This is a genomic window from Magnetofaba australis IT-1, assembly GCF_002109495.1.
GTDB lineage: Bacteria > Pseudomonadota > Magnetococcia > Magnetococcales > Magnetococcaceae > Magnetofaba > Magnetofaba australis.
The window spans coordinates 184,850-198,738 of the sequence record NZ_LVJN01000021.1; the positions used below are offsets into that span (position 1 = coordinate 184,850).

Consider the following 13,889-nt stretch of genomic DNA (forward strand, 5'->3'; position numbering starts at 1 on the left):
TGAACGCGCACAGCGCGAAACGGCGAACAAAACCACAGACGTTGTCAGCTCCAACGGCGACGACCACAACCGCAACATAACGGTCGACGCCAATCCAACAATAGGAGCAGGATACGGCATTTACAGCGTGAATCGGAGAAAAAAACAGCGGCGCGACCGTCGCCGCGCCGTTCCCAAAACGGGGGAGGGAGAAATCAGCGCATAGGGGGTTGCGCCGGATTGCACACAGCCGGTTGCGATATCAGCGTCGCGCTGCGCAGCGGACGCCCTGTCTGGCGCGGATGGATCGCCATGGAGGTGAGCCAGTCGCGTCGCGCGGCGGCGGGCAACTGCAGCGCCACATCGGTGAGGGCGCGATGGGCCACCAACTGCGCATTGCTGGTGGCTTGACGCACACGCATGAAGGCGCGTTCCACATTATGCGCATCCAATTCGTTGTTCATCATCTCATCGCGCGCCAGACGGCGCGCGGCGCGCATGGCCATGGCCTGCTCGCGCATCGCCTTGGCGTGCCGCGCCATGATCTCCTCAGCCATCTGGCGCTGCTCCGGCTGCAGACTGTCGAGCCAGATGCGCGGCTTGAACGGTTTGTGCAGCATGTGCGTGGCGGCGGCCTCCACCGGCGCGAAATCCGGGTGTTGCGCGTGACGCCACTCATGCACGCCGATCAGGGTCGCCATAAAGAGGTTCAGACCCACCGAGGCAAACAGAGCGCCGCGCCACCAACGGGGCGCGTCAGCACTCATGGACGGCTCTCCCAGGCGCTGTTGTCGAGACCGAAGGCCAGCATGGCGAAGCCCTCTTCGGCCACGCTCTGCTCGGCTTGCGCCATCTCGGCGACCTGCGCTGGCGGCGTCCACAACGCCTCGATCTCCGGACTCCACACCCCCGCCATCACCCCCATCGCCGCCGATGCGGCCAGGGTCATGGCCGGACGCCAGATCGGCCCATAGGGCCACAGGCGCGCCAAACGCTTACGCCACGGCGTGGGCGCGGCGTCGGCCAGAATCGCCGCCATCAACTCCGGCGAAGCCTGCGGCGCAGGCAGCGTATTGAGCAGGATATCCAGTTGCGCCGCCTCCTCGCGCAGAGCGCGCGCCTGGGCATCAATCTCCAGCAGCGCCACCGCGGCGTCACGTTCGCCTGCGGGCCAGCGCGACGCATCGGCGCCATAGGCGTCCAGAATCGTCTGTAGCCGCGCCAGGGTCATACCTGTATCCGCTTCATTTGCAGCAGGGGCGCCCTCAACATTGGGGGCGTCATGGCGATGCTCGCTCATCTCTCACCCCTCCCCCAAAAGTTCATCGCGATGGCGCGCCAAACTCTTGCGCAACGCGCGCCGTCCGCGCGCCAGCAGCGACTCCACCGCCTCTTCGCTCACCCCCAGCGCCGCGGCTGCTTCGCGACCGCTGAAGCCCTGGTGATGCACCAACACCACCGCCGCCTTCTGCCGCGGCGGCAACTGCGCCATGGCCGCTTCAATAGCGGCGCCCAACTCCGCCCGCTGGCGCTCCGCCAGAGGGTTCTGCGCCGGATCCACCGGTTCGGGCAGATCCTCCAGCGCGCTCTCGCGCCGCTTGCGCAGGCGATCCACGCACAGATTGCTCACCACCGTGTGCAGCCAGGTGCCCACGCGGGCCTCCGGACGCCAGCGCGCGGCCTGCTTCCACAGACGCATGAACGCCTCCTGGGCCACATCCTCGGCTTCGTGCAGATCGCCCAGCATACGCCGCGCCTGAGCGTGCACCGGATTGAGCCAACGCTCAGTCAGGGCGCGGCACGCGCGCGCGTCGCCGTCAGCGGCGCGCCGCATCAGCAGCGCGTCCTGTCGCAAGGCGTCATTGTCCGCCAAAGCGGCGCTTGCGAGGTTGTCGTTTGCCACCTGCGCCTTCCGTTCCGGGCGGGCGCTCAGCGCGCCCGCTCCGGTCTGATCACAGGGAAAGCCCATGGCGTCTAAACAGGTTGCTTCGGCCATTTGCGTCTTTGCCTCCCCTCATAAGGTCTGATCCTCGCTTACCACCAACCACCACGGGAGCCGCTCCACGGCGGGGTCGGCATCTGGCCATAGCCCATGGGGTAGCCATAGGGCGGCGTCATCATCGGCGCCGCGCCGCTGTTGCCCATCCCCTGGCCCATCATGCCTCGACCCATGCCGGGATTCATGCCCATGCCCTGGCCCATCATGCCCGGCTTCATGCCCATACCCTGGCCCATCATGCCCGGCTTCATGCCCATGCCCTGGCCCATCATGCCCTTGCCTTTATGCGCCATGCAGCCGCCTTGGCCCTTGTGCGCCATGCAGCCACAGTTCCCGCCATGCTTGCCGCCGTGCATCGGCTTGTGATTAAGGAACTCTTCCTTGCTGATTTTGCCATCGCCGTCGGCGTCGATGCGCGCCAACTTGCGCGCCATTTTGCGCTGGCGTTTGATCTCGCGCAGTTTGATGAACTCGTCGAGAGTCAGCGCGCCGTCCTGATCGGCGTCCGCCGCCTCAAACAGCTCCGTGCGTTTGGCCGCGCGCATCTCCATCATCTGGGCGCGCTTCTCCGTCATCTGCTCGGGGGTCATGCCTTGAGCGCCGCCCATTCCCATCATCATGCCCTTGCCCGGGCCGCCATGGGGGCATGCGCCGGGCGTGGCGCTCTGTATCGGCTCCTGCGCCAACACCGCGCCCGCCGTCAGCAGCGCCCCAGCCGCCACCACCGCCGCCATCACCAACTGCTTGCCATTGCTCTTCATAATCGCCTCTCCTGATGTGGGCTTGCCTGGGGCCCTTCCGGCAACGCCGCATTGGCGCGCCCGGTTTGCCCCATACAACGGCGGCCCGACGCCAAACCCGTCGCAAAAAAATCTCGCGCCGGTCTGCGGGCTCGCACAACAACTGAACAGATTGGGTTTCTGATTGATGACAGAGGACTGCGCGCTTAGCGCAGATGGATGCGGCGGGCGCGATCGCCATCTTTGACATGAATGCGGCCCTTTTCGTCCATCAATTTGACCGCCATGCTCAGCAGCGCCATAGCGCGCTGCAACACCTGCACGTCGCGCTCAAGACCCAGTTCGCTCTTGATGCGGTCCAGTTCCGCCGCCGCGTCGGGGTTCAGCTCCAAGGGGATCTGACGATTCTCGGGGGCATCGCTCATGGGGGATCGCTCCTGTGGGCGTCGTGGGGCGTGCGCCGCATCGTGCGCCAGACCAGCCAAGCCGGGACAACTCCAAAATTGGTATACTGTGCCAAATCCCGCCGCCACAGTCAAATTTACGCATTTGCGCAGACCGCATGCGCGAAAAGGACACAATTGTGAAACGATGATGACTTTTTTCCCGCAACAACCGATACTATCCCCTGACAGGCATCGCGTAGCGGACGCGCGCAGCCGCTGAAATCAACCAATTCCGCAGGCAGGAGGGGCACTCAAATGGCCAAAGGCAAGAAATCCGCAGAGGAAAAAATCGAACCGGTGGAAACGCCGTTCGACACGCCGGATATGAGCGAGAATCTCTATTTCGACGGCGAAAAGGGCGTCGAAGTCGCGCGTCCGTCGAAGCTGAAGAATGAATTCTACGAAAAAGAGTTGTCCCATCTGCAGATCGAACTGGTGAAGCTGCAGGAGTGGATCAAAGCCAAGGGCTTGAAGGTGGTGGTGATCTTCGAAGGCCGCGACGCCGCCGGCAAGGGCGGCACCATCAAGCGCATCACCGAACGCCTGAACCCGCGCATCTGCCGCGTGGTGGCCCTGGGCACCCCCACCGAGCGCGAGAAGAACCAGTGGTACTTCCAGCGCTATGTGCCGCATCTGCCCACGGCGGGAGAGATGGTGCTGTTCGACCGCAGTTGGTACAACCGCGCCGGGGTGGAGCGGGTGATGGGCTTCTGCACCGACGAGGAGCATCGCGAGTTCCTGCGCTCCTGCCCCGAATTCGAACGCATGCTGGTGCGTTCGGGCATCATCGTCATCAAATACTGGTTCTCGGTGGATGATGACGTGCAGGAGGAGCGCTTCCAGGCGCGGCGCAAGGATCCTCTGAAACGCTGGAAGCTCTCGCCCATGGACATCGAGTCCCGCGCCCGCTGGGTGGAGTACTCCATGGCCAAGGACCAGATGATGGCGCACACCGACATCAAGCAGGCGCCGTGGTTCTCAGTCAACTCCAATGAGAAGAAGCGCGCGCGTCTGAACTGCATTCGCCACTTACTCTCAATGATTCCGTATGAGGATCTGACCCCGGCGCCCATCGAGCTGCCGCCGCGCAAATCCAATGTGCGCGGCTATGTGCGTCCGCCGCTGGGCGAACGCACCTACGTGCCGGACTGCTACGCCAATGCAGGCGGCAAAGACAAGAAAAAAGAGAAGAAGAAAAAGAAGGACAAGTAAACGTCACGCCACTGCATGACCAACACACGCAAAGGGCCGCACCCCGAATGGGGTGCGGCCCTTTGTCGATGCGGCGCGCATGACCGTGCAATCGGGCGCATCCGCCCAACGCATCCACCAATCAGATGGCGGGGATCTCCTGACGCCCCAGACGCTCCTGCAGCAGCTCCACCACGATGCTCTTGGCGGTGACGCCGCGCATGGCGGCCATGGTTTTCAGGCGTCGATGCATGTTTTCGGGGATCTCGACGTTCAGGCGCTTCATGGGCGCGTCATCAATTTGACTGTACGGGGCGGCGGAACCAGCGGCAGCGACCATCTCTCTTCCCTTATGGCGTCGGATTAAACTCGATTTTTCGCGGCGCCGGGCGGGACTCCCACAGCGCGCGCGCAGGCTTTGCCAGGGAATTGAGCAAGGAGCGCGCCAATGCCGAAAGGGTCAGCGCAAAGAGTGCAGGCAAGACTACTTTTTATCGATCAACCACACCGATACCGCCACATCCTGCTGCTGGAACAGGAAGCAGACCGGCATCACTGATGGATCGCCGCAGGCCAGCGCCTGGCGATAGACCTCGGCCTTCTCCGGCCCCACCACCATCAGCACGATCCAGCGGCTCATGAGCAGCGCATGGGGGCTCAGGGCGATGCGCGGATGCGGCGGCGTGGGGCTGCGCGCGGCCACCGCCAACGCCTGCTCGGCATAGTCGGCGCTGAGCGCGGGGTTGCCGGGAAACAGCGAGCCCACATACCCTTCCGCCCCCAACCCCAATACGGTGACGTCGGCGGGCCAGGGGAAACGGGCCAGATTGGCCTGGGCCGCGGCCAGCGCCCCTTGCGGGTCGGCGGTGGTCTCAATGAGGGGGATCGGCTCGGCCACGGCGGCGGGCCCCTGCATCAACAACTTGCGCATCTGACGACAGTTGTTGTCGGGGCTGTCAGCGCTGGTGAAACGCTCATCGGAGACCGTCACCCGCACCGCCGACCAAGTCAGCGGCTGTTCGCCCAGAACGCGCAGCATGGTCTGCGGCGAGCGCCCGCCGGGCACGATCAAACTCGCCTGTCCACGCTGCTCCACAGCAGAGCGCAGACGCTTGGCGATGGCTTCGGCCAGGGCGCGGTCGGCGGTTTCAACGTCGGGAAAACGGCGTTCATCAACACAGGCGGGCAGAGTCATGCAGCCATCCTCACGCTGTGCGCGCCGTCAGTCAATGGGTTTGGCCAGGCAGGAGACATATTTCTGCCGCTGCGGGGCGAGCGCGCGCCGGGGGTGGCGGCGTTTGAGGAAGTAGCTCACCGGCGCCCCCACCCGCGCGGCCAGATACTCCAGCGTCTCGTAGGAGGCCACCGAGGTGTAGACCCCATGGCCGGCGTCGGTGGGCAGATTGGGCATGACGTCGTCGCACAGCAGATGGCCGCCCGGCGCCAGCAGTCGCCACGCCATGGCGATATCCCACGCCACCGCCGGATAGCCGTGGTCGCCATCGACCCAGATCAGATCGAACGGCCCTTCGACCTTCTCCAGCATGAACAGCGAGTTGACCGCCACCCGGGTGATATTGGGGGCGCTGGTGTTGGCGCGCTGACGGGCCAGGAAGTCGGCGTAGGCGTCGGCGTCCTCGCGGCCATAGATGGAGCGCATGACGGGGTCGTCTTCGGGCAGATCCAGGGTGATGATCTGCGCCTGGGGCGCCAGCTCCGCCAGAATCGCGGTGAACTCGCCCAGGTGGGTGCCGATCTCCAGAATCCGCTTGGGCGAATGGGCGGCGATGACGGCGGCGAACAGCAGCCAATGGATGGAGTCGTGGTCAGACCGGTGCGGATGACCAAAGCGGCGCTCCAGAATCGGATTGAGCTGAGTGAGCGCGGCGTCGGGATCCAACTCAAGACGGGTGAATTTGGCGTGCTCCTGCAGCGCCACGGCGCGCGCATCGTAGCCCATGGAGCGCAAGCGCGCCTTATACCACGCCGCAGCGGCCAGGTCGGTCAGACGAGACAACGGATTCACAAACGGCTCCCCCACATCGCAGCGGCTGCGCGCATCAGAAGTACATCCACAGAATGCGACGCTCGCCCTGTTCGAGCTTGGTGGCGTAGTGGAAGCAGCGGGTGTCGAACAGGATCAGATCGCCGCGACCCGCCTCGCCATAGGCCAGGCTGAAGCGCGCGGCGGCGGCGGCGAACACGTCATCGGGCATGCCGGTGGCGTTGTAGGTCTCGCCGCCCGCGTTGACGCCGGTCTGTTTGAGCTTTTTCATCACCTCCGGCTCCCGCTTGGCGACCTTGTACATCTCCACATAGTAGTCGGATGCTTCGGGCTGGATGCCGTTGGAGCCCGGCGCAAAGCAGAGCGGGCCGTTTTCGCGAGCGATGGGCTCCATGGGGGTGAGCGCCTTGAACATGTGATACCAGGCGTCGGTGTGGGGGTGGTGGCCAAACGGCTCGGGGCGTTCGGCGCTGGCGCCATCGCGACGCCCATCGTGGGTGACGCCGTACATCAGCGACGGCATTTTGAACTTGCCGTTGAACACCGCCGCCAGCGCCACAATCAGCGGATCGCGGGCGAATCGCTGCGCCAGCGGGTGGCGCTTCTGCATGTGCTGATAGCGGATGCCGCCGGGGATGCGGCGATAGCCCTGGGGCGGTTTGGCTTCGGTATCGGCCCGGCTCAACGCCTCTTCGCACACCGTCTCCAGCGCGCGCATCTCCTCTTCGCTGTAGTAGCCGGGGATCACCGCCGCGCCCACATCGCGAATCTGTTTGATCACCGCCCCCAGGGTGGTGTCGCCCAGCGGACGGTTGCGAAACAGCCAGGCGCCGATGCTCATGCGCAGCCGCCACAACAGTTCATGGCGATACAGGGCGGTTAAAGCGCGCAGTTTCCACATGGATTTACTTTCACAATGATCAAAGGATACGGCGGCGGAAGCGTTAAGACACTGGGGCTTTGCCCTAGCCCCCAGTCGGGCGCCGCCCGACGCCCGCACGGGCGCTGCCCGTGTCCCGCCAGGAGGGACGCCCGCACGGGCGCTGCCCGTGTCCCGCCAGGAGGGACGCCCTCCTGGACCTCGGTTTATTGTCTTTCGCGCTCAAATCAACGATCGGCGCATCGTCACTTTTGACTTCGAGCAAGTATAGGGTTCACGGCTTGACTATACCAGCCTCACACCCAAGAAACAGACAAAACCCAAGGGGATCGTCAGTTCCAGATTACACAGCGGCCATGGCGGCGGCGGCCTTATCGCGGTCGGCGTCGGGCAGGGCCAGGGCAAAAGCGATCACCGCCTGCCCCAGATTCATCGATTTGCCGTTGAGCGTCTTCAGGCCACGCGCAGCGGCGGCGCGCAGCAGGGCGGTCTGCAGCGGCTGATAGATGATGTCGAACACCGCCGCGTGGGCGGGCAGTTGATCCAACAGCGCCAGATCCAACGGCGCGTCGTCATTATCGGACGAATCGGCGGCAAAGCCAACGCTGGTGCAGTTGATCAGGGCGTCGGCCTCGGCGATGACAGAGGCGATGTCGCTCACCGCACGCACCGGTTTGCCCGAGGCGCTGTAAACCCCGGCAAACTCGCGCGCCTTGGCCCCATCGCGATTCCACACCATCAGCTCCGCTCCGGCCAGGGCGAAACAGGCCGCCACCGCTTTGCCGGCGCCGCCCAACCCCAGCAGCAGCAGCTTTTTGCCGCGCACGGGGCCCGCCGTCGCTTCGAAGCTCTCCACCGCCGCCAGACCATCGGTGTTGGCCCCTACCAGGGCGCCGTCGGGGTCGCGGCGGATGGCGTTGACCGCGCCGATGGCGCGCGCCGCTTCGTCGATGCGATCCAGCTCGGTCAGCAACAGCTCTTTGTGCGGCACCGCCACTGCGCCGCCCAGGTAGCGCGCATCGGCTTTGAGGGCTTTGACCAACCCCGGCAGATTCTCCGGGGTGACGTCAAACGGGTGGAAATCCGCCTGCATCCCCAGGGCGTCGAAAGCGGCGCGCCACAGAATCGGCGAACGCGCCCCTTTGGAGGGCGCCAAGCCCATGATCGCCCCATAGGGGCGCCCGGCGGGCAGGTCGACGCTGTTATCGAGAAAATCGCTCACGCCGCTCATATTACAGCACCCGGCGGCCAATGACTTTGGCGGTGGCGTCCATCTGCTTCATCAGATCGCCGAACGGCTCGAAGCCGATGGGCTGCAGCGGGTCCACGGCGGAGTTGGGGGGATCGGGGTGCACCTCCAGCATGATGCCGTCGGCGCCGCAGGCCACCGAAGCCAGCGACATGGGCGCCACCCACGGGGCCCAGAAGGTGGCGTGGCTGGGATCCACCACCACCGGCAGGTGGGTCACCTCCTGCGCGGCGGGCACCGCCTGCAGGTCCAACAGGAAGCGCGAGCTGCCGCGATGGGTGTGGGGCGCGGCCACGCCGCGCTCGCACAGCACCACATTGCTGTTGCCCTCAATCAGGGCGTATTCGGCGGCGCCCAACCAGTCGCGCAGGGAGCAGCCGAAGTGACGCTTGATCATCATCGGCTTGCCGGTTTTGGCGGCGGCGGTGATCAGCGGATAGTTCTGCATGTTGCGCGAGCCGATCTGCAGCATGTCGGCGGTCTCGCAGATGAGGTCGAGGTAGCGCTCCTCCATCACCTCGGTGATGACCAGAATGCCGGTCTCCTCCTTGGCCTTTTTCAACCACGCCACGCCATCTTCGCGGGTTTCAGTGTACTTGGGCGAGCGATAGGGGAAGGTCAGCGGCTTGAACGCGCCGCCGCGCAGGAAACTGGCCCCGCGCGCTTTGACCTCGCGCGCGGTCTGCACGATCATCGCCTCGTCTTCCACCATATTGGGACCGGCGAACACCGGAATGAAGTCGCCGCCAAAGGTGACGTCGCCCACCGTGACCAGGGATTTGTGGTCTGGAGACTTCTTCGCCGCCAGCGGGAATTTCGATTGCAGATCCTCTTCGCTGACGTCTTTGCCGGGGGCTTTGTTCTCAATGGCCATGGCGCGCGGCTCCTCTTCCCTTGTCACGGATGGACAGGCTCACAGATCGATGGGCGTCCGGGGGACGCGGATGGGGGCCAAACTGCCCCATGCATTGGCGCCGGTCAAGGGGGGTTTCCGGGTAGCGCTTGCGTCGTTTGACGCAGACGCGCTAGAATTCCCGCATATTCCTTCCATTTTTTCCCTGTTATCAATGCGCAACACGATTTCTCAACGACGTTTCAGCGCACCCACGGTCCCAGCTTGCCGGAGGCGATGTTGACCAGTCTGTCCGACTACACCCTGCTGAAGCTGGGTTGGCGCTCCTGGACGCCCTTGATGGTTGCCTTCGGCGTTGGCTCCGTGCTGGCCGTGGCGCTGGTGAACGTGGACGCCATGGACCATTTCTACCACTTCTCCCGCAGTCATGAGGAGTGGGAGCTGGACGAGCTGGTGGTGGGCGGGATCAGCATGATCATCTCGGCGCTGGTGGCGCTGACCTGGATCCTTTACGACCACCACAAACGCTTTGTCCAGCTACTGAAGGAGCATCGCGTGTTGGAGGAGCAGCAGTTGCGCGCGCGCAAACTGCAGGCCCTCAGCACCCTGTTTGGCGGCGCTTCACACTCGCTGAATAATCTGATGCAGCCCATCGTCTCCTTAACGGAGCTGGCGCTGGACGATATGACGCCGCAGGACCCCAACCAGCCGCTGCTGGTCGAAGTGAGCGCCGCCGCCAAGGAGGCCAAGGCGCTGGTGCGCGACATGCTCTCCTTGAGCCGCCAGGACCACCTGACCCTGCGACCTGTGGAGATGGCCAAACTCCTGAACGATCAACGCCGCCTGCTGGAGGCCCTGATCCCCTCCTCCATGCAGTTGGCGTGGTTGGTCCCCGCCTCCGGCCTGGGCCGCGTCATGGCCGACGCCGGGCAGGTCCAGAGCGCCCTGCTGAATATGGTCAGCAACGCCGTGGACGCCATCGACAGCGCCACCAGCGGCCGCATTGAGATCGCCGCCGAGCGCGCCAACGTCGACGAGGACCGCCAAGGGCATCTGAAGAGCGCCAACCATAATCACTATGTGCGCATCCTCCTCTCCGATAACGGCGTGGGCATGGATGCGCAGACGCTGGAGCGCATTTTCGAACCCTTCTTCACCACCAAGGAGGTGGGAGAGGGCTCCGGCCTGGGCATGTCCATCGCCCTGGGGGTGGTGGAGAGTCACGACGGCTTGCTGTTTGTGGACTCCCAACCCGGCGTTGGAACCACTTTTTCCCTCTATCTACCCACCCTTGAGCACTGAAACGAGTTGACGCCATGGCGCATATTCTGTTGATCGACGACGACGCGCGGGTGCGGTTCACTCTGGAGACGCTGCTGAAGCGTTCCGGCCACACCGTCACCGCCCGCGCAGACGGCAAAGAGGGGATCGACACGCTCAAGAAAGAGTCATTCGATCTGATCATCACCGACATCATCATGCCCAACATGGACGGGGTGGAGTTCCTCATGCAGTTCCGCTCCGCCAACAAGGGCGACGCGCCAGTGATCGTCATCTCCGGCGGCGGGCGCCTGCACAGCATCGACTACCTGTCGGTGGCCGAGGATATGGGCGCCGCCGCCACCCTGAGCAAACCGTTTGAAAACGCGCAACTGCTGGATTTGGTGGAGAGCCTGATCGGGTCCAAAGGCGCGGCCAAATCATGAGTCGCATCACGCCCATGACCGGCAGCGGTCCGCTGCAGTGGAACGCCGCCGCCTGGTTTGGCGCCACCATCGGCTTTTCGTTCTGGCTGCTGCCGGTGGGGCTGGCGTGGGTGGAGGAGCTGCCTATGCTCGGCGCACTGTTTCTGAGCGCCTGGGCGCTGGCCAATATCAGCGGCGCAACCATGTGGCGGTTTCGCGATCGCCTCCCCCCGCATCCGGCCATGCAGGCGCAGCTCACCACCCTGTTCGCCGCCAGCGTCACCGCCATGGCTGGGGCCAAACGCGACGGTCTGCTCATAGAGTTTGTCCCGCACTGGGACCATCCTCAGCGTCTATTCGGTCTGTTGGTGGTGTTTCCGCTGCTGATGGCGGCGTTGGCGATTCGCGAACACCGCTACGGTCGCTGAACCCAGACCGCCGCTGGCCAAACCGAGCGGACTCAGCTCTGCACATCGGGCGTTTCGGCGCGTCCGAGCCACCTGACGCCAATCCCATCTGAATTGGTTTGCGAGCACATTCGCCCACCGACAATCCCGCCATGCCGCAGCGCAACACCCACTTTTGCTTGTCAAATCCTGGTATCAAAGGTATATATGATGCGCTTGGGTTGATCCTTCCCAGCCATTTTCTCTGCTTTGTTCAGGAACATCCCTTTATCAGCGCCACTCATACAACTGGCCCTGAGTTGACCCATATTTTTTCGATGGATCGCCTCGACGGAGCAACCGCGCCGAATCCCATTGTCATTTGTCGCAACCCGCCCGGCTCGAATCCCATATTTAGAGGTCTCTAATGACGTATCGCGTGCAATTGTGCGAATTCAATGTCTTGATGGGAAACGTCACCTTCCTGCCGCTGGTTTCCGGTTTGCTGCAAGGCGCCGCGCAACGCAATGACCGCATTCGCCAACAGTGTGAATTCCTGCCGTTCCGCTTCCATGTTCAGCCTCTGGAGCAGGTGCTCAAGGATATGGGCCCAGTGGATGTGGCCGCCTTCTCCGTCTCCATGTGGAACGAGCAGTTGAGCCTGAACACCGCGCGCGCTATCAAAGAGGCCAATCCCGAATGCATCATTCTGTTCGGCGGCGTGCAGGTGCCGTATGACGCCCAGCGCTACTTCGATGAACACCCCTATATTGACGTGACCGTACGCGGCGAAGGGGAGGACACCTTCACCCTGCTGCTCGAACGCATCATTGAGGGGCGCGGCTTTGACGGCGTGCCGGGAATCTCCTGGAAAGAGATCAATGGTCAGGTGGTGCGCGAACCGTTGGAAGCCCACCCCAGCCGCGATCTGGACGAATACCCCTCGCCCTACCTCTCTGGTCTGTATGACCAGTTGATGGCCAACAATCCGCACATCGAGTTTCAAGCCATCATTGAAACCAATCGTGGCTGCCCCTACGGCTGCACCTTCTGCAACTGGGGCAAGGGCGGCCTGTCGGAGAAGTACCGCTTCCACAGCTTGGAGCGGGTGCAGGCGGAGATCCGTTGGTTCGCCGAGAACAATATTCGCTACGTCTTCAACGCCGACTCCAACTTCGGCGCCCACCGACGCGACAGCGAAATCGCCCAGTACCTGGTGGACACCAAGCAGGAGTTCGGCTTCCCGGAGAAGTTCCGCACCTGCTATGGCAAGAATACCGACGAGAAGATCTTCGCCATCGCTCAACTGTTCCACGCCTATGAGCTGGAAAAGGGCATCACCATCAGCCCGCAGAGCTACAACCCCGAGACTCTCTCCCATATCAAGCGCAAGAACATCAAGCTCGAGACCATGGGCACGCTGCAGCGCCGCTTCAATGAAGCGGAGATCCCGGTCTACTCCGAGCTGATCCTCGGCCTGCCCGGCGAGACCCTGGAGAGTTGGCGCAAAGGCATTGAGGTGATGCTGTGCTCTGGCCTGAAGAACCAGCTGTTCCTCTACTTCTGCGAACTGTATGAAAACACGGAGATGACCCACCCGGACTACATCCAGCGTCATCAAATCCGCTCCATCCGCCTGCCGGTGAACGAGATCCACGCCTCGGTGCGCAACAGCGCGCTGGTCTCCGAGTACTACGATATGGTGGTCAGCACCGCCACCATGCCGCAGGCGGATTGGGAGCGCGCCGTGATCTTCAACTGGACCACCATGCTGCTGCACAGCATGAAAGCGGGCTTCTTCTGGCTGGCGTGGATGCACGATCGCTTCGGCGTGGACTACATCGCCATCATCGATGCGCTGATCGCCGGTGAGTGGCCCGAGGCCCAACAGAGCTGGATGCAAAGTGTTTACATCAGCGATTGTCGCGCACATCTGGGGCGTATGCTGACTGGGCAGGGGCGCGGGGTGGAGAAGCCGGAGTATGGCGAGATCTACTGGGAGCCCGAAGAGGTGGGGTTTGTGCAGATCTGTCAGCAGACCGATCGCGTGTATGACGAACTGGCCGCCTTTACCAGTTGGTTCCTCACTCAACAGGGGGTGGCGTTCGACCCCGAGGAGATGCGCGAGGCGATCCTCTATCAAAAGCTGCGCCTGCCCACGCTGCATCCGCCCGCAGAGTTGAACATCGCGTTTGATTACAATCTGCCGCAGTACTTCGACCGCATCACCGGCAACGAACCCATCGCCGTGGCGCGTCAGCCGCAGACGTTGATCATAGAAGAGCGACTGTTTGATCCCGATGACCTGAAGACATTCATGCGTAAGAACGTGCTGTGGGGACGCAAAAGCGGGGCGAATATTCTACAAGCCCAATGGCGCAACGACTCGGGGCTGGAACTGGAAAAACGCGCCGCCAACGCCTGATCACGCCGTGCAGATGCCGCGCGCTTTCCGCAACTGACTTTTGCAGGCGCG

At 63.4% G+C, this 13,889-nt stretch carries 16 protein-coding genes; 5 read left to right on the forward strand and 11 right to left on the reverse strand.

What is annotated here, in order from left to right; genetic code table 11:
* Positions 1–194 precede the first annotated feature (194 nt).
* The 5 genes from MAIT1_RS19590 to MAIT1_RS19610 form a co-directional block, all read right to left on the reverse strand.
* On the reverse strand, positions 195–746 hold the full coding sequence (locus MAIT1_RS19590) for a periplasmic heavy metal sensor (protein WP_085446569.1): 552 nt from the start codon (positions 744–746) through the stop codon (positions 195–197).
* Entirely contained in the window at positions 743–1,279 is a 537-nt protein-coding gene (locus MAIT1_RS19595; RefSeq protein ID WP_143814969.1) for a hypothetical protein, read from the reverse strand. Before MAIT1_RS19595 ends, MAIT1_RS19590 begins: the two co-directional genes overlap by 4 nt.
* 3 nt (positions 1,280–1,282) lie before the next feature.
* On the reverse strand, positions 1,283–1,975 hold the full coding sequence (locus MAIT1_RS19600; protein ID WP_198947967.1) for a sigma-70 family RNA polymerase sigma factor: 693 nt from the start codon (positions 1,973–1,975) through the stop codon (positions 1,283–1,285).
* A 38-nt stretch (positions 1,976–2,013) separates the two neighbouring features.
* On the reverse strand, positions 2,014–2,739 hold the full coding sequence (locus MAIT1_RS19605) for an EF-hand domain-containing protein (RefSeq protein WP_085446573.1): 726 nt from the start codon (positions 2,737–2,739) through the stop codon (positions 2,014–2,016).
* A 185-nt stretch (positions 2,740–2,924) separates the two neighbouring features.
* On the reverse strand, positions 2,925–3,143 hold the full coding sequence (locus MAIT1_RS19610) for a hypothetical protein (protein WP_085446575.1): 219 nt from the start codon (positions 3,141–3,143) through the stop codon (positions 2,925–2,927).
* Between the two features lie 276 nt (positions 3,144–3,419).
* On the opposite strand from MAIT1_RS19610, the gene ppk2 reads away from it, so the two are divergent.
* Complete coding sequence (gene ppk2 / locus MAIT1_RS19615; RefSeq protein WP_143814970.1) at positions 3,420–4,376, forward strand: polyphosphate kinase 2; 957 nt, start codon at positions 3,420–3,422, stop codon at positions 4,374–4,376.
* 121 nt (positions 4,377–4,497) lie between these two features.
* On the opposite strand, the gene MAIT1_RS19620 is transcribed toward ppk2, so the two are convergent.
* The 6 genes from MAIT1_RS19620 to aroF all read right to left on the reverse strand — a co-directional run bounded on the left by MAIT1_RS19620 (position 4,498) and on the right by aroF (position 9,363).
* Positions 4,498–4,695 carry a hypothetical protein gene (locus MAIT1_RS19620; protein ID WP_085446576.1) on the reverse strand — a complete coding sequence of 66 codons (198 nt, stop codon included), beginning with the start codon at positions 4,693–4,695 and terminating at the stop codon, positions 4,498–4,500.
* Positions 4,696–4,839: 144 nt separating this feature from the next.
* On the reverse strand, positions 4,840–5,550 hold the full coding sequence (pgl, locus tag MAIT1_RS19625; protein ID WP_085446577.1) for a 6-phosphogluconolactonase: 711 nt from the start codon (positions 5,548–5,550) through the stop codon (positions 4,840–4,842).
* Between the two features lie 27 nt (positions 5,551–5,577).
* A complete protein-coding gene (locus MAIT1_RS19630; protein ID WP_085446578.1) occupies positions 5,578–6,381 on the reverse strand; it encodes a class I SAM-dependent methyltransferase in 804 nt (267 codons plus the stop codon).
* A gap of 34 nt (positions 6,382–6,415) precedes the next feature.
* Positions 6,416–7,261 (reverse strand): phytanoyl-CoA dioxygenase family protein, encoded by an 846-nt coding sequence (locus MAIT1_RS19635; RefSeq protein ID WP_085446580.1) that lies wholly within the window; start codon positions 7,259–7,261, stop codon positions 6,416–6,418.
* A 322-nt stretch (positions 7,262–7,583) separates the two neighbouring features.
* Complete coding sequence (locus tag MAIT1_RS19640; protein WP_085446582.1) at positions 7,584–8,471, reverse strand: shikimate dehydrogenase family protein; 888 nt, start codon at positions 8,469–8,471, stop codon at positions 7,584–7,586.
* Position 8,472: 1 nt separating this feature from the next.
* Positions 8,473–9,363, reverse strand: a complete 891-nt coding sequence (gene aroF / locus MAIT1_RS19645) for a 3-deoxy-7-phosphoheptulonate synthase (RefSeq protein WP_085446584.1) — start codon at positions 9,361–9,363, stop codon at positions 8,473–8,475.
* A 255-nt stretch (positions 9,364–9,618) separates the two neighbouring features.
* On the opposite strand from aroF, the gene MAIT1_RS19650 reads away from it, so the two are divergent.
* The 4 genes from MAIT1_RS19650 to MAIT1_RS19665 all read left to right on the forward strand — a co-directional run bounded on the left by MAIT1_RS19650 (position 9,619) and on the right by MAIT1_RS19665 (position 13,838).
* Positions 9,619–10,644 carry a sensor histidine kinase gene (locus tag MAIT1_RS19650; RefSeq protein WP_085446586.1) on the forward strand — a complete coding sequence of 342 codons (1,026 nt, stop codon included), beginning with the start codon at positions 9,619–9,621 and terminating at the stop codon, positions 10,642–10,644.
* A gap of 14 nt (positions 10,645–10,658) precedes the next feature.
* On the forward strand, positions 10,659–11,048 hold the full coding sequence (locus MAIT1_RS19655) for a response regulator (RefSeq protein WP_085446588.1): 390 nt from the start codon (positions 10,659–10,661) through the stop codon (positions 11,046–11,048).
* A complete protein-coding gene (locus MAIT1_RS19660; protein WP_085446590.1) occupies positions 11,045–11,455 on the forward strand; it encodes a hypothetical protein in 411 nt (136 codons plus the stop codon). Before MAIT1_RS19655 ends, MAIT1_RS19660 begins: the two co-directional genes overlap by 4 nt.
* 385 nt (positions 11,456–11,840) lie before the next feature.
* Entirely contained in the window at positions 11,841–13,838 is a 1,998-nt protein-coding gene (locus tag MAIT1_RS19665) for a B12-binding domain-containing radical SAM protein (protein WP_085446592.1), read from the forward strand.
* Positions 13,839–13,889 lie beyond the last annotated feature (51 nt).